The 22,665-nt window shown below is 39.6% G+C and carries 21 protein-coding genes; 4 read left to right on the forward strand and 17 right to left on the reverse strand.

Going from position 1 to position 22,665, the window contains the following annotated elements:
- Position 1 precedes the first annotated feature (1 nt).
- The 5 genes from KCTC52924_RS08685 to surE all read right to left on the reverse strand — a co-directional run bounded on the left by KCTC52924_RS08685 (position 2) and on the right by surE (position 4,893).
- Entirely contained in the window at positions 2–2,023 is a 2,022-nt protein-coding gene (locus KCTC52924_RS08685; protein WP_285903354.1) for a ComEC/Rec2 family competence protein, read from the reverse strand.
- A gap of 1 nt (position 2,024) precedes the next feature.
- Positions 2,025–2,585: a C40 family peptidase gene (locus tag KCTC52924_RS08690; RefSeq protein ID WP_251806334.1), complete on the reverse strand. Its 561-nt coding sequence runs from the start codon at positions 2,583–2,585 to the stop codon at positions 2,025–2,027.
- A gap of 64 nt (positions 2,586–2,649) precedes the next feature.
- Positions 2,650–3,777, reverse strand: a complete 1,128-nt coding sequence (lpxB, locus tag KCTC52924_RS08695) for a lipid-A-disaccharide synthase (RefSeq protein ID WP_251806335.1) — start codon at positions 3,775–3,777, stop codon at positions 2,650–2,652.
- Between the two features lie 62 nt (positions 3,778–3,839).
- Positions 3,840–4,121: a hypothetical protein gene (locus tag KCTC52924_RS08700; RefSeq protein ID WP_251806336.1), complete on the reverse strand. Its 282-nt coding sequence runs from the start codon at positions 4,119–4,121 to the stop codon at positions 3,840–3,842.
- The gene (gene surE / locus KCTC52924_RS08705; RefSeq protein ID WP_251806337.1) at positions 4,114–4,893 is read right to left on the reverse strand and encodes a 5'/3'-nucleotidase SurE; all 780 of its coding nucleotides are present in this window, start codon (positions 4,891–4,893) and stop codon (positions 4,114–4,116) included. Before surE ends, KCTC52924_RS08700 begins: the two co-directional genes overlap by 8 nt.
- A 344-nt stretch (positions 4,894–5,237) precedes the next feature.
- On the opposite strand from surE, the gene KCTC52924_RS08710 reads away from it, so the two are divergent.
- Entirely contained in the window at positions 5,238–7,424 is a 2,187-nt protein-coding gene (locus tag KCTC52924_RS08710; RefSeq protein WP_251806338.1) for a carboxy terminal-processing peptidase, read from the forward strand.
- Positions 7,425–7,501: 77 nt separating this feature from the next.
- Here KCTC52924_RS08710 and KCTC52924_RS08715 read toward each other — a convergent pair whose 3' ends face one another.
- From KCTC52924_RS08715 to msrB, 5 genes are all read right to left on the reverse strand, one after another.
- Positions 7,502–9,067, reverse strand: coding sequence for a YdiU family protein (locus KCTC52924_RS08715; RefSeq protein WP_251806339.1), 1,566 nt, complete (start codon positions 9,065–9,067; stop codon positions 7,502–7,504).
- Between the two features lie 36 nt (positions 9,068–9,103).
- Positions 9,104–9,373, reverse strand: a complete 270-nt coding sequence (locus KCTC52924_RS08720) for a GNAT family N-acetyltransferase (RefSeq protein WP_251806340.1) — start codon at positions 9,371–9,373, stop codon at positions 9,104–9,106.
- Between the two features lie 182 nt (positions 9,374–9,555).
- Complete coding sequence (locus KCTC52924_RS08725) at positions 9,556–10,011, reverse strand: peroxiredoxin (protein ID WP_251806341.1); 456 nt, start codon at positions 10,009–10,011, stop codon at positions 9,556–9,558.
- Positions 10,012–10,049: 38 nt separating this feature from the next.
- Positions 10,050–10,601: a peptide-methionine (S)-S-oxide reductase MsrA gene (gene msrA / locus KCTC52924_RS08730; RefSeq protein ID WP_251806342.1), complete on the reverse strand. Its 552-nt coding sequence runs from the start codon at positions 10,599–10,601 to the stop codon at positions 10,050–10,052.
- Positions 10,591–11,055 (reverse strand): peptide-methionine (R)-S-oxide reductase MsrB, encoded by a 465-nt coding sequence (gene msrB, locus KCTC52924_RS08735; protein ID WP_251806343.1) that lies wholly within the window; start codon positions 11,053–11,055, stop codon positions 10,591–10,593. The genes msrA and msrB overlap by 11 nt, the downstream gene beginning before the upstream one ends.
- 157 nt (positions 11,056–11,212) lie before the next feature.
- Here msrB and KCTC52924_RS08740 point away from each other — a divergent pair, with 157 nt between their 5' ends.
- Positions 11,213–12,025 (forward strand): DNA/RNA non-specific endonuclease, encoded by an 813-nt coding sequence (locus tag KCTC52924_RS08740; protein ID WP_251806344.1) that lies wholly within the window; start codon positions 11,213–11,215, stop codon positions 12,023–12,025.
- Here the strand turns inward: KCTC52924_RS08740 and rodA are convergent.
- The 7 genes from rodA to KCTC52924_RS08775 form a co-directional block, all read right to left on the reverse strand.
- Positions 12,022–13,305: a rod shape-determining protein RodA gene (rodA, locus tag KCTC52924_RS08745; protein WP_251806345.1), complete on the reverse strand. Its 1,284-nt coding sequence runs from the start codon at positions 13,303–13,305 to the stop codon at positions 12,022–12,024. The genes KCTC52924_RS08740 and rodA overlap by 4 nt on opposite strands.
- The gene (locus KCTC52924_RS08750) at positions 13,295–15,163 is read right to left on the reverse strand and encodes a penicillin-binding protein 2 (protein ID WP_251806346.1); all 1,869 of its coding nucleotides are present in this window, start codon (positions 15,161–15,163) and stop codon (positions 13,295–13,297) included. The genes rodA and KCTC52924_RS08750 overlap by 11 nt, the downstream gene beginning before the upstream one ends.
- The gene (gene mreD, locus KCTC52924_RS08755) at positions 15,160–15,669 is read right to left on the reverse strand and encodes a rod shape-determining protein MreD (protein ID WP_251806347.1); all 510 of its coding nucleotides are present in this window, start codon (positions 15,667–15,669) and stop codon (positions 15,160–15,162) included. The genes KCTC52924_RS08750 and mreD overlap by 4 nt, the downstream gene beginning before the upstream one ends.
- Positions 15,656–16,477, reverse strand: a complete 822-nt coding sequence (mreC, locus tag KCTC52924_RS08760) for a rod shape-determining protein MreC (protein ID WP_251806348.1) — start codon at positions 16,475–16,477, stop codon at positions 15,656–15,658. Before mreC ends, mreD begins: the two co-directional genes overlap by 14 nt.
- Before the next feature lie 114 nt (positions 16,478–16,591).
- Positions 16,592–17,620, reverse strand: coding sequence for a rod shape-determining protein (locus KCTC52924_RS08765; protein ID WP_251806349.1), 1,029 nt, complete (start codon positions 17,618–17,620; stop codon positions 16,592–16,594).
- A gap of 55 nt (positions 17,621–17,675) precedes the next feature.
- A complete protein-coding gene (gene purH, locus KCTC52924_RS08770) occupies positions 17,676–19,208 on the reverse strand; it encodes a bifunctional phosphoribosylaminoimidazolecarboxamide formyltransferase/IMP cyclohydrolase (protein ID WP_251806350.1) in 1,533 nt (510 codons plus the stop codon).
- 93 nt (positions 19,209–19,301) lie between these two features.
- Positions 19,302–19,754, reverse strand: coding sequence for a GAF domain-containing protein (locus KCTC52924_RS08775; RefSeq protein ID WP_251806351.1), 453 nt, complete (start codon positions 19,752–19,754; stop codon positions 19,302–19,304).
- Between the two features lie 140 nt (positions 19,755–19,894).
- On the opposite strand from KCTC52924_RS08775, the gene KCTC52924_RS08780 reads away from it, so the two are divergent.
- Positions 19,895–20,311, forward strand: a complete 417-nt coding sequence (locus KCTC52924_RS08780) for an HYC_CC_PP family protein (protein WP_251806352.1) — start codon at positions 19,895–19,897, stop codon at positions 20,309–20,311.
- A 97-nt stretch (positions 20,312–20,408) separates the two neighbouring features.
- Positions 20,409–22,646, forward strand: coding sequence for a carboxypeptidase-like regulatory domain-containing protein (locus KCTC52924_RS08785; RefSeq protein WP_251806353.1), 2,238 nt, complete (start codon positions 20,409–20,411; stop codon positions 22,644–22,646).
- The last annotated feature ends 19 nt before the right edge of the window (positions 22,647–22,665 follow it).

The raw sequence follows: 22,665 nt of genomic DNA on the forward strand, positions 1-22,665 counted from the left end.
CTTAACGAATTTTAAATATATAGGCTCCCTTTTCACCAGTGTAGTGAAAAGGGAGTTTTCTTTTAAGACAAGTGGCTTCCCAACGTTCAACATAACTGTGGTAATTGCTGCCATCTGCCAGAATTAATTGTGGTTGTACCGAATCGAGCAACCTATCTAAGTTTATTTTTGGGGATTGAGTCAACAATATGGTGGCAATAGGGATGTTTTTGGGGATAGAAGTCAATGAGCTGTCGAGTAGAACAAGTCTTTCTATTCCTATTTTATAACTATTTTTTAGGGGTTGATGGACTAATTCTGCAGTGTTTTGGGCAACGAAGTAGTCCGTTGCCATTCTTTCCGAACTGGGCCAATTGTTGGTATACACCCCAACCTTCAGTCCAGTTTGATGCAATAAAGTAGTGTTTCTGCCTGTATGCCCTAAAATTAGACGCTCTTCCCTTTGAGTCTTATAGGCAATTCCAAGGCCCCATAATTGGAAGAAAATTATGGACGAAAGGACAATTGTTGTTCTTTTAAACGATGCCTTTTGTAGCGTGGTAATCAGAGCGATTATTATGCCGTAACCTAAGATTAATTCAACTGCGTCAAAAGAAATATTTCTGAAAATAAAACTTTCCTGTTGTCCTACCCAAGCTATTGTGGTATTCATCCATCGAATTATAGCGTCGTAAAAAACAACTAAAAAAGCAGGTAAATTATTTATCAAGGCCAATACAATGACTAAAATTCCCATCCCTAGGATAAATGCCAAAAAGGGAAGAATTAATAAGCTGGAGACAAAAAATAACCCTGGAAATTGATGAAAATAGAACAAACTGATAGGCAGTACACCCAATTGTGCCGCAATACTGACGGAAAGCAATTCCCATCCCTTTTTAAAAATCCAATTTTTGGGAGACCAGAATTTTTGGAGTTGGGGATAGATCCAGACAATAGAAAACACGGCCGCGTAGCTCAGTTGAAATCCTACTTGGAACAATAGGAATGGGTCAAAAATGAGTAATATAAAGAAAAGCGAGAGGGCCAAGATGTTAAAATGGCTGGTAGGCCTATTCAGGTAGAGCGCATAGGCTACAAAGCTGAACATGGTAACCGCCCTTAAAATGGAAGCCGACATGCCAGCTAAAAATGCAAATCCCCATAATAAAAGTACGATGGTTATCAACTTTATGGTCCTCCCCTTAGGGAGAAATTCTAAGGGAGCTAGTAGAAAATGCAACAACCCCAATAAAATTCCTATATGTAAACCTGAAAGCGCCAAAATATGAAAGGCCCCTGCATTTTTATAATCGGTGTTAGTGGCCTCAGTAACCTCGTTCCGTTGGCCAAGAAGTAGGGCTTGGATGATTCCCAACTCTTCGGCTCCAAAGGACTCTTGTTTTAGTTTAGCAATGATATGGTCTCGCATTTTTGCAGCAAGGCCATAAATAGTACCAGTGGGATTGTTAATAAGCACAAATTGCTCTTGTGACAAACGTAGCTGGTGAGCGATCCCTAATCCCGCTAAATAGTCCCTATAATTAAATTGATGGGGGTTTAATGGGGCAGATATAGCATAGAGAGTAGTATAACTAACAATCTCATCATCAACCTTAAGATTTGTTTGCTGAGACCCCTTACTTATATTTAGTAGAATTTTCCCTTTAACTTTAAGACTATCCAAGTACATTGCCTCAGTGATATAGCCATCTGAATAGTTATTGGCCTTTAAAACTTCACGTATTTTTAGGGTGTATGTCTGGGGTTGGTCAATGTCAAAATGAGTATAATGTCTGGGGTTGTTTTTTGCATCTGTTATGCTGATGCTTAAGACACCGATCATAGTGGTCAGTAAGGCGCAGAGGAGACCAAAACGAACGCTATGCTTTTTAACAAGGAAATGTTCCATTCCCAATAAAAACAACAGTAATAAACAGGGGAGTGCGGCTGCTATAAAAGGTGGGCGTAAGAAGTTGCCTATTAAAATTCCCAGTATCAGACAGAGGGAAAGCTTGATGGCTGTAAATTGTAGTGGGCGCATATCAAAGGATCCTGGTTGCCTTTATAAAGGCAAAATTCCAATATCCTTCCCGCAAAGAGGAAACTATTACACCCCTAGAGGTTGTTGAATGAATAAATTTTATATCATCACCATCTACCGAGACCACAAGGCCTACATGGTTTATACTTTTCTTTCTATTGGAGGTCCCAAAGAAAAGAAGGTCCCCTTCGGTTACTTGCTTTAGGTCAATACTCTCTCCTTCCTTAGCTATTTGGTAGGAAGCTCGTGGAAGATCTATATCGTGCTCTGCAAAGGAGACGTAGAGTAGGCCAGAGCAATCCATTCCTTTGGTGGTAGTGCCCCCAAATTTATAACGTGTACCTGAAAAGGTAAGCGCCGTATTAATAATTTGTTTGGATTTGATAGGGGCTGCCACGGATTTCACCTCAACAGCCTTGGTGTTTTTACTCGTGTTTTCCACGGTAACCACGGATGGACCTACGCTTATTTTTCTTTCAGTACTAACACTGGTTTTTTTCTTGGAGGCCCCACAGCTAACCACCAAAAGAATTACTGCTAAAGAAAGGAATTTTCTCATCATCCAAATAAAAGTTAGTGGGCTTATAGTGTCAAATTTAAAGAATTTATTTAAAATTGATGAATTTTTAATGCGATCCTTTTTGGGCACTCTTCACAATAAGGGTGGCTGCCTTTTTGCTGGCACCCTTACCTCCCAGTCTTTTTTCCAATACGGTATAGGCTTCCAGTTGACTTTTCCTATCGGGACCCTCCAGAATCTTGGAGAGTTCCTTTTTTAGATTTTTAGTATTTAGCTCATCTTGGATAAGCTCTTTTACCACCTCTTTGTCCATAATTAAGTTTACTAGGGAAATGAATTTTAAGGTGATTATCCGTTTTGCAATTTGATAGGAAATCCAATTGGCCTTATAACAGACAACTTGAGGTACTTTAAACAATGCTGTTTCTAAGGTAGCGGTCCCACTGGTTACCAAGGCGGCGTGGGATATGCTTAAAAGGTCGTAGGTTTTATTGGAGACTAAACTTACTTGAGACGTTTTTAAAAAGGGCTGGTAAAAATGGTGCTCCAGGCTAGGGGCTCCCGCAATTACAAATTGATAATTTGGAAACGATTTGATCACCGAAAGCATCAGCGTCAACATTTTTTGCACCTCCTGTTTTCTACTTCCTGGTAAAAGGGCGATAATTGGTTTCTCTAGATCTAATTGATTTTGTTCCCTAAATGTATTTTCTGTGGTCCTTGGGAGTTCGCCAATGGCATCTATAAGAGGATGACCCACAAAATTTACTGGAAAACCGTGTTTTTTTTCATAGAAATCCTTTTCAAAGGGAAGGATTACGTGCATGGCATCTATATCCCGTTTTATTTTAGTGATCCTCCCTTCCCTAGAGGCCCAAATTTGAGGGGAAATATAATAGTTGGTTGTGAATCCTTGTTCCTTTGCCCAAGATGCAATTCGTAGATTGAAGCCAGAGTAATCTATAAAAACAATTATATCAGGGTTAAAATTGGCAATATCCTCCTTACAGAAGGCAATATTCTTAAATATTTGATTGATATTGGCGATAACCTCAAAAAAGCCCATAAAGGCCATTTCCTTATAATGCTTCACCAAGGTGCCTCCTGCCATTTGCATTAGATCTCCCCCCCAACAGTGAATATTGGCTTCAGGGTCTTTGGTTTTTATAGCCTTGATCAGGTTAGACCCGTGCAGGTCCCCGGATGCCTCCCCGGCAATGATATAATATTTCATGGGTTTTGTTTATTTTGGGTTGCCGCGGTAGTTGTTTTCGTTGGGATTCACCATTTGTAGTTCTAGGAAATCTTATAATATAAAATAACAAGGGCGGTTAATACGGTAGCGATCATTACCCCCCTAGCCCTGTAATCTCGTTTTATTTTTAGAAAACCAAAAAATGCTACAAGATTTAAGATAGCGCCCAGAGCCAGTAAGCTTCCTACATGCCCTTGCTGCACAGCAGCATTATAGGTCTCTACAATTCCAAAGTCCGAAAAAATAAGGATATACAGTAAGGTGCCAAAGGTATTGGCAATTATCCCAACTATAAATCCGATAAGGATTTCTTTTTTAAGCATTTAACTTCCAGGTGTTTAATTGTTGTATGGCATGATAGGCAGTTAAATCGAACTGTGTAGGTACAATAGAGATATAGCCTTTTGAAAGTGCAAACTCGTCCGTATCTTCACCATTGTCTAATAATTCAAATTCTCCGGTAAGCCAGTAGTATTCCTTGCCATTTGGACTGGTCCTCTTGTCAAATTCTTCCTTCCAATTGGCTCTTGCCTGTCTACAAACCTTGATTCCCATGGGAGTATCGGAATCTGTTTTTGGGATATTTACATTTAATACCACTCCTTTTGGGATTCCTTGAACTATAGCTTGACGTACAATTTGTTGTATGGCCTCTTTGCCTGGTTCAAAATTGGCGTTCCATCCATAGTCGCAAAGTGAAAATCCGATGGCAGGGATACCCTCGATTCCCGCTTCTATTGCGGCACTCATGGTCCCGGAATAAATTACATTGATCGAAGAGTTGGAGCCGTGGTTAATACCACTAACACATAGGTCGGGTTTTCTGTCTAACAGTTCCCTTAAACCTAATTTTACACAATCTGCAGGTGTTCCGCTACAGCTGTATTCGGCCAACGCCCCATCTTTTGGATCTACCGTTATTTTCTTTATATACAGGGTGTTATCTATGGTGATAGCGTGTCCCATTCCAGACTGTGGACTGTCTGGGGCAACTACCACAACATCGCCGATTTCTTTCATAAAACGGATTAACGCACGTAAACCAGGAGCGGTAATTCCGTCATCATTGGTCACTAAAATCAAAGGTTTTGCCATAGGGTATAATTAATGAAGCAAAAATACGTTTTTAAAATGTCATTGAATTGTCTCGCTTAGAAGGTAAGAAGTGAAAAGTCAACTTTAGCGAATGGCGGTGGAGCATTTTTTAAAGATCGCTGCAGTGGCGAGATTGATGTATTAACAAAATATTAATGCTAGGAGCCCACAATGTGGCATGATTTTTTCGTTATCTTAGTGAAATTGGTATTTGATGGTGCTTTTGATTTCCAAAACTTGGTTAACAGGGGGCGTTTGATTAATTTTAAATGATTAAACCATACCTACCATGTGTAAAATGTATAAAAACTACCCATGATGATGGGAAGATTAAAAATGAATAAATGAAAAAGAATTTAGCCTACGCATTATTAATAATGCTGATTGCGGTTTCCTCATGCAGCTTTACCAGTAAATCTTTTGAGACTGACGATAAGGATAAGCTATTGTTAGATCTTATCACATACGTATTGGAACGAGGTCATTATCAACCAAAGGACATCAATGACGATTTTTCCGTTCAGGTGTTCAATGGTTTTTTGGATATTATTGACCCTACAAAACGATATTTTTTAGAAAGTGATATTCAGGAGTTTGAGAAATACAAATTTCAGATCGATGACCAGATCAAAAATACCGATATTTCCTTTTTTGAGATCGTATACCAAAGATTGTTAAAACGAATGGAGGATGCCAAGGTAATTTACAAGGAAGTCCTTAATGAGCCATTTGATTACAACTTAAAGGAAAGCTTGGAGATTAATTATGAGGAACAGGGATATTCGGCCTCTAGAAAAGATTTGAAGGAACGTTGGAGAATGCAATTGAAATATGCCACTTTGGGTACCTATAATTCCAAGCTGACCCCAGTTAATGTAAACGCCGCTAATAAGTCTGCTAAAGAAAAGGAGTCTGTAGAGACGGAGGACGTGGATGTTTTTGATGATGAAGCAGATGCAGGGCCTTTATCACCGGTAGAGGCGGAAGAGAAAGCTAGGGAATCTACTATGAATACCTTAGATGACTATTTTGATTTTATTGAAGAATTACAGCGCAAGGATTGGTTTGTACAATACCTGAATACTATTGTAGAGGTTTTTGATCCGCATACTTTTTATTTCGCGCCAGATGACAAAGAAAAGTTTGATACCAGTATGTCAGGGAAATTTGAGGGTATTGGTGCCAGACTACAGAAGAAAAGGGACCAGACCAAAATTGTTGAAATTATTTCAGGGGGACCTATTTGGAGAGATCAGCAAATAGAAGTAGGGGATGAGATCATCAAAGTAGGACAGAATGGACAAACCCCAGTAGATATAGTAGGGATGCGTTTAGATGATGCCATTAAATTTATAAAAGGCCCAAAAGGCACCATAGTAGATCTTACCGTTAAAAAGGTAGATGGTTCTATTGTGCTAATTTCTATCACACGTGATGTTGTGGAGCTGGAAGAATCCTATGCCAAGTCTGCCGCAATATTAAAGAAAGACCATAAATATGGACTCATCAATCTGCCTAAGTTTTATGTTGATTTTGAAGATTATAACGAAAGAAATGCCGCTACGGATGTAGCCAAGGAGGTAGAGCGTTTGAAGGAAGCAGGTGCAGAAGGGCTGATTCTCGACTTGCGTGACAACGGAGGTGGATCTCTAAAAACCGTAGTTGAAATGGCCGGACTTTTTATTAAGGACGGACCAATTGTACAGGTAAGATCTACCGGAAAAAAACCTGAGGTATATGATGATAAGGACGAGCGTATCCAATGGGATGGACCCTTGGTTATCTTGGTCAACGAATTGTCGGCCTCAGCATCCGAAATTTTGGCAGCCGCTATGCAAGATTATAAAAGAGCCGTGGTTATAGGGAGTAAGCAGACTTTTGGTAAAGGTACCGTACAGAATGTAATTCCGTTAGAGAATATAGTGCGCAGCAATGAACACGGTGATTTAGGAGCTATAAAACTTACAACTCAGAAATTTTATAGGATTAATGGGGGGTCTACTCAATTGGAAGGGGTGAAAAGTGATGTGGTAGTACCAGACAGATATAGCTATATAGATCTTGGTGAAAGAGATCAAGAAAATCCGTTGGGATGGGATAAAATTGCTCCTGCTAACTATACTCCTTGGGATGGTTATATAGATTATGAGACTACCATTGCCAACAGTACCGAGAGGATGGCGCAAAGCGAACAGATAAAATTAATTGAAGAAAACGCAAAATGGATCAAGAAGGGTCAGGATGAAACCTTAGTTTCCTTAAACTACCAAGATTATAAGCGGGAGTTGGAAGAGAATAGGGAGAAAGCCAATTACTTTAAAAAGATTTTGGATTACGATTCCAAACTTACCTTCGAATCCTTAAAGTACGAAGAAGAGCTGTTTGTTAAAGACTCCGTACTGAAAGAAAAACGTATTCGTTGGCACAAGGATTTAGCTAAGGATATATACGTGGAAGAAGCGGTAAACGTTTTGCAGGATTTAAAAATGAACAATATTAAGAATGCTAAACTGGCTAGTGTAAAAGGATAGGCCAGATAGTAATAGCTAAAGAAAAAGCCCTTGACCAATATCTGGTCAAGGGCTTTTTCTTTACACCTTATTTGGTATTAGGAACTGCAGGATAGCATGGAGCAACCTATTTTATTACGGGCCCAATCGGGTCGCTTTGCAAACCATTTTTCTGCGTCCTTTTGTTCTCCGTATGGATCCAGTATTAATTGGTACATTTCTTCCAAGACGGAATAGTCGCCCTTGTCTGCGGCATCTATTGCCAATTGTGCCATATAATTCCTTAGTACATATTTTGGATTTACGGCATTCATTTTTTCTTGTCTTTCCAAATTCGATATATACTCCTTCTGAAGTCGAGACACATAGGCCTCAAACCATTGTTTCCAGGTTTCCCGAATACTTTCATCAAGCTCTTCTGGATTATAAAAGGCATCCATCACCGGGGCTAAAAAATCATCTGTAATAACAGCTTCCTTATCTATACTGCTTAGATTTCTAAAGAAAATAGTCATGTCCGTTTCGGTCATTTGTAAGTTTTCTTCCAAGGTGTTTATGAGTTCAATATCACTACTATCCTCCGAATAGAGGCCAATCTTGGATTTCATCATCTCCTGGTATTGCTGTGTATAAGCATCCCTATATCCCTCTAATATAGCTTCAAGTGGAGCAATTTCCTCTACTAAAGGGAATAGTGAACTAGCCAATCTATAGAGGTTCCATAATCCAATATTAATTTGGTTTCCATACCTATATCGCTTTTCCCTACTATCCGTAGTATTAGGGGTCCATCCTTCATCATAACCCTCAAGCCAGCCATAGGGGCCATAGTCAATGGTTAATCCTAAAATAGACATATTATCCGTGTTCATAACTCCGTGTACAAATCCTACCCGTTGCCAATGAATTAACATTTTTAAGGTGCGATTCGTAACCTCCTGAAAAAACTGAATATACCCTTCTTTGGTGCCGGCTTGGATTTGAGGGAAGAATTGTTTGATCGTATAATCTGTCAATATCTTCAGTGTGGCCTTATCATCTCTAGCCATTAAAATTTCGAAATTTCCAAAACGTAAAAAAGAAGGTGATACCCGGCACACCACAGCTCCTTTTTCGTATTCAGGATGGCCGGTATAAAGAATATCCCTTAAGACTTTATCTCCTGTTTTGCATAAAGATAGTGCCCTAGTTGTGGGGACTCCTAAATGATACATGGCTTCGGAGCATAAATATTCCCTTATGGAAGAGCGGAGAACTGCTAAACCGTCGGCGTTCCTAGAGTAGGGGGTTTCCCCTGCTCCCTTAAGTTGCAATGCCCAAAGTTTATCGTTGTGTTCAATCTCGAATAAATTTATGGCCCTACCATCACCTAATTGCCCTGCCCAATTTCCAAACTGATGGCCTCCATAGCACATAGCGTAAGGATGTGTATTGGGAAGAATAGAGTTGCCAGAGAAAACTTTTAGGAATTCTTCGGAATGTAAGTATTCCTCCGATATTCCCAGTTCCTTGGCCAATACATGCGAAGCGTGTACTAAAATTGGTTGGGAAGTTTTCTTTGGACTTACATAAGAAAAGCATTCCCTTACTGGTCTTCTAAAATTTTCTAAAATGGGATCTGCGGGCAGTTCCTTAGTAATTGTATCCTTTATGTTGAATTTCATTGGTGTGTTTTCATGTGCGGCCCAAATTGGGTCGGTTTATTCTATTATAGCATTCCACTTCTCACTCCTTTGGGCTACTGCCCGGATGTAGGAGCAAACTGCCTTGGCAGTATACCCTTCTTTGGTCAGTTGCTCAAAAGTCTGTTCTACTAGGATCTTTCCGTAGCCTTTCCCCCTTAAAGGATAAGGAACTTCGGAATAGGTCAAATACATTTTGCCTTCCTTTAGTTGATATTCTACTTTCGCTATTTCGCCATTGATTTCCATGGTGAACCTATGGGTGTCTTTTTCGTGTGTTACTATCAATTTTTAGATTTTTTTGTTGCTGTTTTGCTATTGGTCAAAATGCGCCAAGTCCTACATTTTACTCGCTACGTGAGATTTAAATGCCACGACGCGCGCGTCTAAATATTATCGGTAGTTTCCGTCCGATGCCATATAAGATTGCCCAAGGGAAATTGATTCCCATTGGTTTTTGGGACCTGCATTTAGATAAAATCAGAGAAAACAACCGTGTTTTTTTCGTTTATAATAATGAACCAAGGCGTGCCTCCTGTGCGATAATTTGTCATTATCTTGGAGATGTAATTTGTGCTTTCATCCCCTGGGTCGTGCCCAAATGGAATTTTTAAACCATATTCTTTTTGCGTGGCAACCATCTTCTCATAGCTATTTTCATTATGTCCCTCAAAAACGGTCTGAATCGCCAAAAATACAATATCCTTATTATGCTGTTTTTCAAAGATCATCCTTTCTAAGGAGGGGAAACCCCTGGTGTGGCACCCCTTACACCAACTCTGGAAACAATAGATAACCTTGAATTTGCTTGGAAAATCGGACAATGAAATTGGTTGTATTGGGTTCCCATTAGCATCTATCCATTGGGTTACCTCCAATTCCTTTGCTTTAAAAAGATCAGGTTCTTCCCAAGGTTTTTGTTCCATTTCAGCTTAGTCTTAACATTAGAGCTATTCTCCTTAGTTTAGGCATTTGTTTTTTTTAATTTGCCAGCATGTGCCTGACGTAATTTTATCAATTTTGGAGTTATCACTGCACTACAATATCCTTGTGTTATATTGTTACGATAATAATCTTGATGGACATCCTCTGCCTCGTAAAAAGTTGAGAGCGGACTAATTTCCGTTACGATAGGTTGTGTATAATATTCGGACATCTTCCTCCTAACCTCTAGTGCAACCTCCTTTTGGTCCTTATTTTGGTAATAGATTACAGAACGGTATTGCGTGCCTACATCTGCTCCTTGGCGGTTTAAGGTTGTTGGATCATGGCTGGTCATGAAAATAATCAAGATGTCTTCATACGAAATGATGCTGGGGTCATAGGTTAATTGTACCACCTCGGCATGTCCCGTTAGGCCAGAGCAGACCTCTCTATAGGTAGGTTTTCCTGGGGCATTGCCTCCAGTGTATCCCGAAATCACCTTTTCTATTCCATCAACTTCTTGAAAAATTGCGTCAATACACCAAAAACAACCTCCGCCAAATGTGGCCAATTCCAAATTACTATTTTTCATTGGTTACTCCTTCTTTAATTAATTTCATTGATTCTGAGTTTATGCAATATCTTAGACCCCCTGGCTCTGGGCCATCTGGGAATACATGTCCAAGATGGGCGTCACAGGTATTGCACATGGCTTCTACCCGTGTCATGCCAAAGGAAACATCTTTATGATATTTAATGGCATTTTCTTTTATGGGCTGTGTAAAACTGGGCCATCCAGTACCCGAATTAAATTTTATGGTCGAATCGAATAAGGGGGTTCCGCAACAGACGCAACCATATTTGCCATTGTCGTGAGTAGTACAAAGTGCACCACTATGTGGTGGTTCTGTACCCTTATGCCTCGTAATCCTAAATTGTTCTGGACTGAGTAGATTCTTCCATTCTTCCTCCGTTTTTTCTATCCTTTGTTCTGGGATGGGATTTCCTTTTACACTAAAATTTATTACCTCTTTCCATGTTAACATAGTATATCGCCTTTCTTTAAATTTTCAACAATTAATAGTTCACTGATTTAGGTATTACCCTAGGGGTCATTACTTGTCTGTTTATAGTCGGTTTTGGGGTGCAATGCTTACATTTTGATGAAGTGCCCCATCTACCGTTTTCAATTATATTTGTCCTATGAATAAAAATAGGGAAAATAGAATCATTTACAGTGCTTTAATGCTCCTTTGTATAGTGGGTTTTTGGTGGTTTGATAACTTTTACACTCCAGCTACTTACTCTTCTACCTCCAATGTTGAGAAGATCACCAAGATTCCAACAGATTTACTACCTAGTTCCACTACTGGTGCATTGGTGCAGCACAATCATTTTATATTATCCTATAATGAAGATTATGAACAGGCAGAGTGGGTTGCCTATTTATTGGATAGATCGCATATAACCGGGGATGATAGAAGGCGACCTTATTTTATAGAAGACCCCAAAGTAACAACAAAATCTGCCGATTGGAGAAATTATAAGGGATCTGGATATGATAGGGGGCATTTGTGTCCGGCAGGAGACAGGAGATTTTCTGAATTAGCCTATAACGAGACGTTTTATACCAGTAATATTAGTCCACAACAGAACGATTTTAATGCTGGTATTTGGAACCGATTGGAGCAGCAGGTGCGGAGATGGGCTAAAAAAGAAGGTCCATTGGTCGTAATTACTGCAGGGGTGTTGACCCAAGGATTACCTAGTATAGGGGAAGAGGAAGTGGCGGTACCTAGATATTTTTATAAAATTGTGGCGAAGGGCGAAGGGGGCAACCTTAAAATAATAGCATTCCTATTTCCCAATAGGGAAATGGATAAGAGTTTGAAAAATTTTGTAGTTACCGTAGATCATTTGGAGGAATTAACCGGGATCGACTTTTTTCAGGGCCTGCCCGAAAAGTTGGAGAACAATCTGGAATCCACCGTTAACACCAAGGCGTGGAAATTTTAGTCCAGTTCATTTAATCTATTGGCGTCCAATTTAAGGAAGATAAATAACAAGGCCGAAAAAAATACTAGCCCAGAACCCCCATAACTGAAAAAGGGTAAGGGGATGCCTATGGTGGGTAAAATTCCCGTTACCATTCCAATATTTATAAAATAGTGGACAAATAAGATGCTTATAACCCCATATCCATACATTCTGCTAAAAGGGTTTTTTTGGCGTTCTGCTAGATATGCCAGTCGAAGAAGCATAAGTGTGAATAGAATGACTACGGTTGAGGTGCCTATAAACCCCCATTCCTCCCCTACCGTGCTGAAAATATAATCTGTGTGTTGTTCTGGCACAAAATTCCCTTTGGTACGTGTTCCTTCCTTAAAGCCCTTGCCAAAAAAGCCGCCAGATTCTATGGCTTTTTCAGATTGGTAGGTATTATATCCAATTGTTTTTCTTATTTCTTCTAGTTTCTTTGGGTCCTTTTCCAAGTCGAGCCATAAACTAAATCTATCGCGGTGACGTTGCTCAAAAACAGAATCGTAAACAAAATCAACGGAAAGTGAAAATAGAATGATAACGATATAACTAAGAGTAATGGGTAATATTGGCACTTTAAAAGATGGTTTTTTCAGCAATAGAAAAAGGGCAAAGATTAAGCCTAAGCCAATTACCAGCCACAAAGTCCCGAACATTAGAGTGAGGATAAAAATCACTATTGCCATTGTTCCGATTCCTAGATAATACAAAGGCAATCCCTCTCTAAAAATGACAAAAATTAAGAAAAAGAATACAAGGGCACTCCCTGGATCTGGTTGTGGGATGATGAGAATGGTTGGTATTAGAATTATAGCGAGGGCGTATAATTGATCTTTGGGGCGTTTAATATCGGTCTGTATGTCACTTAGATATTTCGCCAAAGCCAATGCAGTAGTCATTTTAGCGAATTCTGAGGGCTGAAGGTTGAAAAATCCAAGATCATACCAGGAGGTTGCTCCGGAGATAGTACGTCCAAAGGGATAAAGCCCCAAGAGTAGTACCAAGGCAATGATATAGAAAAGACCTGCAAATCGTTCATAGAAATTAGCCTCTAGACCTAAGATAATTACAATAGTGACTATGCTGGTGCCGATAAAGAACAATTGCTTGCCGTAAAGGGCCGCGAAATTAAAAATGTTGGGGTTGTCCTCATTAAAGGTGGTGGAGTAGATGTTGATCCAACCAATAAAAACAAGGGAAAGGTAAAAGAATACACTTATCCAATCCAAGCGTTTAAGAATGCTTTTACCAGGCACGTTCGTTTATTTTAAAAGGTTGCCCGCTATAGGGTTTTGCATATTCGTCTTCCAATGTCTTTTCTAGCATTCTTTTCTCCAGATCCTTACGGGTAATTTCACGATGCAGGTATTTTTCGATCATTAAGGTGGCAATATGCCCTGCATAGCGACTCCCAAAGTAGCCATTTTCAATATAAACTGCTATCGCTATTTTTGGATTGTCTACAGGGGCAAAGGCTATAAAAACAGAATTATCTGTCAATTGGGTTCGGACACCATTAATTCTTGTAAAGTTTTCTACCGTTCCGGTTTTTCCAGCTATCTCAATGTCTTTTACTTGAAGCCACCTTGCGGTCCCCATTTTATATACGTCTGCCATGGCTTGTACTACTGGTTCAAAGTGGCGTTTGTCTATGGTAGTGTGCTTTGCCTCTGTAAATTCTGGAATGGAAATATTCTCTCCACCAATCTTTTTAAGTACATGTGGGGTGAAAAAATGTCCCCTATTGGCAATTGCTGCAGTCATGTTCGCCAATTGAATTGGAGTGGTTTCTACTTCTCCTTGCCCAATGGAGTTTGATATTATATAGGTAGAGGCCCATCTATTAGCGCCATATACCCTATCGTAATATTCACGGTTAGGAATACGCCCTGGTCTTCCAGTAGGTAGATCATAGCCTAGATAGGTGCCCAATCCAAAACTTTTCATGTGTTTTTCCCAAACATCCATACCTTCCGCTGTGGTGTCGAACTTGTCGTAGAATTTCCGAAACACCCCAGCAGAAAAGGCATTGCAAGACTTGTATAGGCCACTATGCAGTTTGCGGATTCCGCCTCCGCAATGGCAGCCTCGTTTCTTTTTTCCTACGTAAAAACCGTTATAACATTGTATTATGGTTTCGGTGGTGATGGCTCCTTCCTGTAAGGCTACAAGGGCATTTAAGGTTTTAAAGGGAGATCCAGGAGGCTGGGATGCCAACAAAGATCTATCAAAGGTGGGTTTTGTGATGCTGTCATAGTGTAATTTGCTGTAGTTTTTAGACCTGTCTCTCCCCACCAATATGGAAGGGTCATAGCTAGGACCGGAGATTAGGGCTAGTATTTCGCCCGTACTAGGTTCTAAAGCTACAATTCCACCGTGTTTCCCTACCATTAGTGTTTCACCATACTCTTGAAGTTGTTTATCTATGGTGACCGTTATTTGCTGACCCTGTTCTGGGAGGGTGTCCAATGCCCCCTCTTTGTAGGGGCCAATATCCCTGTTAAAGCGGTCTTTCTGAATGTATTTCACTCCTTTGTGCCCCCTCAGGACATTCTCGTACTCTTTTTCAATACCTGTAGTGCCCATTAATTCCCCTGCGGCATAGGACGGGTTTCTCTCTAAATCCCATGGGTTAACCTCACTAATATAGCCTAGGACATTGGCGCCGCTTTTAGTGTCATAGTAACGCAAAGATCTTTTTTGGATGTAAAAACCGTCAAACCGTCTCATTTTTTCCTGGAGTCGCCCATAATCTTCCTTGGATAATTGGGGTACTAATACAGAGGGGAGCCTCGGAGAATATACGCGGGCTTTGCTCAATTGTGCTATAAAACGCTCCTTATCAATTCCGAGAAGGCTACAAAATTCCAACGTATCCAAGGGTTTTACCTCACGGGGAATCACCATTACATCGTAGGCAGGCTGGTTGGCTACCAAAAGTTCCCCGTTTCTATCATATATGTACCCTCTTTCGGGGTAGTCGTAGATTGCTTTTATGGCAGGGTCTTCCAATATTTGGTTGGGAGAGAAACTAAATATTTGCAAATAGGATAATCTGCCAATAAAAGTTAATCCCACTAATAAAATAATTGAGGATAACAGTATTTTTCTCATCGTTTTTTGACACTAAAAAGGGAATTCAACAGAAGGCTTAGTGCTAAGGTTGCCATACTAGTAAATAAAACCTTTTTCAAAATTAACAGTGTATTTTTAAAACTGAAAATCTCTAGGGTAAAGAAAATTAAATGGTGTATAATAATTAATAATAAAAGAAACGTAATTTGTTGGGCCTTAGTAGAATTGGTGAGTTTGAAATTTTGAAATTCAATATTTACACCAAAACAGAAACGCATAATAGTGGGTCGTAAATATGCAATGGTAACGGTTGCTGCTGCATGAATGGCCATGGTATCAGAAAACCAGTCTACCATTATACCTAGTAAAAAGCACAACAAAATAAAAAGAGATCGTTTTTCCTTGATCGGGTACCAATACAGGAATATAATATAAACCATTGGGTTTATATATCCAAAAAAATTAAGTTTATTAAACACCAATACCTGAACTAAAATTAGTAGTATAAACCTAATGATAATGATAAAAGTGCTATTGCTGGTCATTGCGGATCTTGGATTCTAATTCTTTAATTTCCTCGCGTTGCTCGTTCTCAATGACATACACATTCTTTATAGTAGTCATGTCGGTAAACAGTTTAATATCAATGCTGTAGGAGCTTTTGGAATTATTGATATCAAAATTATTGATGACACCAATAGGAATGTTTTCTGGAAATATACTTGAAGATGCGCCAGTAACAATAGTATCCCCAATGTTTAAGGGAACCAGACGTTCTATATCGTTTAATTGGACCATGTGGTAATCTTTGGTGTTCCAGACCAAAGAGCCATAATGGTTGGTGTTTTTGAGTTTTGCATTGATCCTAGATCTAACATTTAAGATACTTTGTACCATTGCAAAATTTTTGGAAGTGTGCTCCACTATACCTAATATTCCGTTTGGTGTAATGACCCCCATGTCTATTTCCAATCCATCGGCACTTCCTTTGTCTATAGTGATATAGTTTCTTGGAAGGGAGTAACTGTTCTTTATTACTTGGCCAGTTATTACCCTGTAATTAGTATTGGTGGAATCTAAAGGTTCTGGAGTCTCCTTTTCCTGATTGAACAATTGGATGCGCAATTTTTTGTTTTCTTCCAGCAATTTTTTGTTTTCCACCCCAAGGCCAAAATAGGTGGTAATATTGTTTGAGGTCCCGTAGATGTTGCCTGTAAGCCAGTTGGCCGAATTGAAAAACTTGGAATGGTGATAGGACTGTGCCCGTATGGTAAACGTAAGTGCTATGGTTAATAACAACGCATAGAGCAAGAAGTTTTTATATCTTAGTATAAAATTGATAATCTGCTGCATGCACTTGTATTAATATATTGAAGTTTAAATTTTCATCGCCCAATTAGTGGTTTAATGTCGGTTTGCTATTATTAATTTTTCAACATGGCGATTCGCATTGAAACTTTTCTAAATTTATTTGATCAAGATACTCTTATAGCGATCCAAGTTCTTTAAAGCAATCCCAGTGCCTCTAACAACGGCTCTTAATGGGTCTTCTGCTATATATACGGGCAGATCGGTCTTTTGGGATAAACGCCTGTCTAATCCTCTTAACATAGATCCGCCACCTGCTAAATAGATTCCTGTATTGTAAATGTCGGCTGCTAATTCTGGTGGTGTTTGCGATAAGGTTTCCATTACCGCATCCTCCACGCGTAAAATGGATTTGTCCAAGGCCTTGGCTATTTCCCGATAGGAAACGGATACTTGTTTGGGTTTCCCAGTAAGTAGGTCCCTTCCTTGAACCGACATTTCGTCGGGGGGCGTTTGCAAGTCTTCGGTTGCAGAGCCGATTGTTATTTTAATGTTCTCGGCAGTGCTTTCGCCAACATACAAATTGTGTTGTGTACGCATATAATAGATGATGTCATTGGTAAATACATCACCCGCAATTTTAACAGACTTGTCGCAAACAATTCCTCCTAGCGCAATTACTGCAATCTCAGTGGTTCCTCCACCTATGTCCACAATCATATTTCCTTTGGGTTGCATAATGTCCAAACCAATTCCGATGGCTGCTGCCATGGGTTCGTGGATCAAGTATACTTCCTTGCCATTTACTCGTTCTGCAGATTCCTTTACCGCTCTCATTTCCACTTCTGTAATTCCGGATGGAATACAGATTACCATGCGCAATGCAGGCGGAAACCATTTTTTCTTAAGGGCGGGGATGTTCTTAATAAACATCATTAGCATCTTTTCTGATGCATCGAAATCTGCGATTACACCATCTTTTAATGGTCTAATGGTCTTAATGTTCTCATGGGTCTTTCCTTGCATCATACTGGCTTCCTTGCCAACTGCAATGATTTTACCACTGATCCTATCCCGGGCAACAATAGATGGACTGTCTACAACAACTTTGTCGTTATGAATAATGAGGGTGTTAGCAGTTCCTAAATCTATCGCTATTTCCTCGGTTAAGAAATCGAAAAATCCCATTTTTAGTAATTTGGTTTCAGTTTAAAAGTCAGTTTTACCGACAAAAGTAATGAAATTAATGTTTAAAATGGCGGGTGCCAGTCATTACCATGGAAATTCCATTTTCATTGCAATAATCGATGCTCAGCTGGTCTTTGATGGACCCTCCGGGTTGTATAACGCTAGAGACACCACTTTTATGCGCAATTTCTACACAATCTGGAAAAGGGAAGAAGGCATCACTTGCCATAACGGCCCCATTTAAATCAAAATTAAACGATTTAGCTTTGTGAATTGCTTGGTTTAGGGCATCTACACGGGATGTTTGTCCGGTGCCACTAGCAAATAACTGCTTGTTTTTTGCTAAGACTATAGTGTTACTTTTGGTGTGCTTACACAGTTTGGAGGCAAATATTAAGTCTTCCAATTCCTGGTCGGTAGGATTTTCATTGGTAACATTAGTCAAGTCTTCCAAGGCATCTGTCTTGTTGTCCTTTTCCTGTAACAATACTCCGTTTAAACAAGTCCTTACCGTTGTGTCTGGTAGTGCTACTTCCTTTTTGATCAATATAATCCGGTTCTTTTTGCCTTTTAAAATTTCCAAGGCTTCTGGGGAATAGCTCGGTGCAATCACCACCTCGCAGAATAGGGAGTGGATTTCCGTGGCAGTAGCTTCATCAATCTCTACATTACTGATCAAGACACCTCCAAAGGCAGATACTGGGTCTCCAGCCAATGCATCTACATAGGCTTGTTTTATGGTTGAACGCGTAGCTAAGCCACAGGCGTTGTTATGCTTTAAAATAGCAAAGGTAGGCTCGTTTTGTTTAAATTCTTCGATGAGATTTACCGCGGCATCTACATCCAATAGGTTGTTGTAGGATAGCTCCTTGCCATTTAATTTTTGAAACATGGCGTCAAAATCTCCAAAGAAAAATCCCTTTTGGTGTGGATTCTCCCCGTAGCGTAATACCTGTCCGTTGGTTTCGCTCAATTTTAAAGTAGGCTGCCCATGATCTTTATTGAAATAATTGAAGATCGCTGAATCGTAATGAGATGAAATATTAAAAGATTTAGTTGCAAAACGCCTACGTTCTTCCAAAGTAGTGCTTCCGTTACCATTTGTTATTATTTCCAACACCTCGTCATAATCGTTCATTGAGGATACGCAAAGGGTATCCTTGTAGTTTTTAGCTGCAGCGCGTATCAATGAAATACCGCCTATGTCAATTTTTTCAATAATTTCTTGTTCTGGAGCACCACTGGCAACTGTTTTTTCAAACGGATATAGGTCCACGATAACAATATCCAACTGTGGAATTCCATATTCCTTCAACTGGTCCTGGTCTCCTTGGTTGTCCTGACGGTTAAGAATTCCCCCAAACACTTTAGGGTGTAAGGTTTTAACCCTACCTCCTAATATGGAAGGATAGCTGGTAACGTCCTCCACAGGAACCACATCAATGCCCAATTCCTTAATAAACTGTTCCGTGCCACCAGTAGAATAGATGGTGATTCCCAACTCGTTAAACTTTTTCACTAAAGGTGCTAACCCATCTTTATGGAATACAGAGATTAAGGCCGATGTAGCTTTTTTTGGAGTGCTCATTTTTTTTGTGCTTGTTGTTATAAATTATAAGCCCACAAAAGTAATTTTTTTGTGCTTAAAAACAGCAGGTTTAACAACAATCGACTTAAAGTTTTAATAAATTTTTGCTACTTCTTGGTTGATGTATTCCAAAAAGCGCTCATCTTCCTCGGAAAAGGGATCTGGAGTGTTTGAATCTATATCTATTTGCCCAATGTTTTTTCCATTTACAAAAAGGGGGACTACTATCTCGGCCTTTACTGTAATACTGCAGGCAATATAATTGTCTTGGGCGCCTACATCGGGCACTACGAAGTTTTTGTTGGATACCGCCACCTGACCACAAATGCCCTTTCCAAAAGGAATTATGGTGTGGTCCGTTGGAGTCCCTGCATAAGGCCCCAATTTAAGTTCTTCCTTATTGCCGTTCCTAAAATAAAATCCGACCCAATCGTAATAGGGCACGTTTTCTTTTAACAATTCGCAGATGGCCAGTAGTTTTTCGTTGGTATCCTTGTCTGATTCCTTTATAATATCCGATACTTTTGATTTTAATTGATGGAGCATAAGAAAGTTTTCATCAAAATTAATTCAAATTATATATTTCTAGGCGCTAGAATGATATAATTAAACAATATTATGGCGTATTTAAAGTTTATTGTTTTGTAGAAATATTAGGGCCACAATATTTGATTATTTTTGCACCGATGAAACAAGTATTTCGTAAATTAATATCCTTGCTGCTGGCATTTTTCATCTTTGCCGCTACCGTCTCTTGGACGGTAGAAATACATTATTGCCTAGGCCATCTTGTAGACATTGCCCTTTTTCAAAAGGCAGAAAGTTGTGGTATGAATATCATAGCGAACCAAGGAGTGGCGTCTATTAATTTAGAGTCCCTCCATTGTTGCAGTGATGAGGTAATTTCCATTAAGGGCTTAGAAGACTTGACGTATTCTGTTAAGGACTTTAAGTTGGCGTTGCCATTTGTTTTTACGGTGCCGTTAAATACGCAAATCCATTTTCTTGAGGCAAACGGTTTACTTCCCATTCCTATAATCTACAGTCCGCCACCCATATTTTTAGGTGACATACATGTGCTTCAACAGGTTTTTCTTATTTGATTTTAAATTAGGTGTTTACACTGTCTATCCGTTCTATTTAATGGGAAGGAAAGTTGTTTAGTGTGTATGTGTTTTACTAATATTTAAATCTAATTAAGTGAGGAATTTTTTAATTGTTATTTTATTTAGTCTGCCATTTCTGGTCTTTTCTCAAAGGAATATTGAGGGTGTAATTTTAGAATCCAATCCGGGAAATAAGTCCCTTGGATTATCGGGTGCCAATGTTTATTGGTTAAATTCCCAAATAGGGACCATAAGTAGGGAGGATGGTAGTTTTGTTATCCCTTTTAAGCCAGAATATGATCAATTGGTGATTAGTTATGTAGGGTTTCAATCCGATACCTTAGCCGTAACCACGCCTCAAAAGCTACGCCATTGGCTAAAGCCTTCCAACGCGTTAGAGGAGGTAGTGGTCCAAAAGAAGCGAGATGCATTGCAGAAGTCCTATTTTAGTCCCCAGAATGTGGTTACGATTAACAGTGCGGAATTGTTAAAGGCAGCCTGTTGTAATTTATCCGAAAGTTTTGAGACCAATCCGTCTATAGATGTCAATTTTTCCGACGCCCTTACCGGAACCAAACAGATCCAGATGTTGGGACTTACCAGTCCTTATTTATTGATAACCCAAGAGAATATCCCCATGGTACGCGGTGCCTCACAGGTGTACGGACTTAGTTTTACTCCGGGGACATGGGTAGAAAGTATTCAGATTACCAAAGGGGCAGGGAGTGTTGTAAATGGGTACGAGAGTATATCTGGGCAGATAAATGCAGAGCTAGTTAAGCCCCTAACGGATAAGCGTCTTTTTGTTAATGGTTATGCCAATATGAATGGCAGGCTGGAATTGAATACCCATCTGAATCATGCTATAAGCGACAAATGGAGCACTGGACTTTACTTGCATGGAAATTACAGGAATGCTAAGGAGGATGAAAATAGAGATGGTTTTTTAGATGCCCCGCTGGGGAATCAAATCAATATCTTAAACAGATGGCAATACCAAAACCCAGAAAAAGGATGGGTTAGTTTCTTTAATCTGAGATTTTTGAATGATGAAAAACAGGCAGGTGAGACCAATTTTAATCCAAATACCGATAAATTCACCTCTAATTCCTGGGGTAGTGAAATAGATACTCGCAGGTTTGATTCTTCCTTAAAGGTAGGATATGTTTTTCCAGAACTCCCGTTTCAGAGTGTAGGCATTCAATCTGCCTATAGTTTGCATATGCAGGATTCCTATTTTGGTTTTAACCGCTATAATATAGATCATGAAAGCAGTTATACCAGCTTGCTCTTTAGTTCAATCATTGGTGATACCCGAAGCAAATTTAAGACAGGGTTTTCCTTTGCTTATGACAGCTATACGGAAATGGTGAATACCTTGGATTTTTCTAGGGAAGATAAGTCTCTAGGTGCATTTTTCGAATACAGTTATGACGATTTAAAGAAAGTAAGCCTAACAGCGGGTATTAGGGTGGACAGCCACAATAATCTAGGGAACTTTGTTACTCCAAGACTCCATGTTCGTTATCTGCCTTGGGAGCGAGGGAGTATTAAGGGTTCTATAGGACGTGGGAGACGTGCGGCTAATATATTTGCTGAGAACCAACAAATGTTTGGTTCCGCTCGGGAAATTGAGATCTTGGGACAAGAAGGAAGCGTCTACGGGCTTGATGCGGAGGATGCTTGGAATTACGGTATTGGTTTTCTTCAGGGCTTTACCTTATTCCAAAGGCCTGGAAGTTTTGCGTTGGATTACTATATCACCGATTTTAGAAATCAGGTAGTTGTGGATTGGGAGAACCCCCAAGCGATTTTGTTCTATAATCTAGATGGAAAAAGTGCGGCTAGGAGTCTTCAGTTAGAGGTTAACCATGAGGTTTTAAAGAATGTTGAGTTGAGGACTGCTTATAAGTTCTATGATGTGGAAACGGACTATGTTTCTGGTTCCCTACAGAAGCCTTTGCAGGCGCAGCATCGTTTTTTTGCCAATATTGGCTATGTGACTAAGCTAAAGGAAAACGGTTCCCAATGGCGATTGGATTATACCTTGCACGTACTGGGAAAACAGCGTTTACCGAATACGAACAGTAATCCAGTAGCGTACCAATTGGGAGAATATTCACCTTCATATAGTTTGATGAATGCCCAAATGACGAAAGTCTTTTCGGACAGTTTTGAAATTTATATAGGTGGGGAAAACTTAACGGATTACGTTCAGGATAGGCCGGTGTTAGGGGCAGAGGATCCTTTTGGGGTCAATTTTGATACTACTATTATTTACGGTCCTACCATGGGTAGGATGTTTTATGCGGGATTTAGATATAAATTATAACTTTGCTGATTGCTAATCG

The organism is Arenibacter antarcticus (genome assembly GCF_041320605.1).
Classification (GTDB): Bacteria; Bacteroidota; Bacteroidia; order Flavobacteriales; family Flavobacteriaceae; genus Arenibacter; species Arenibacter antarcticus.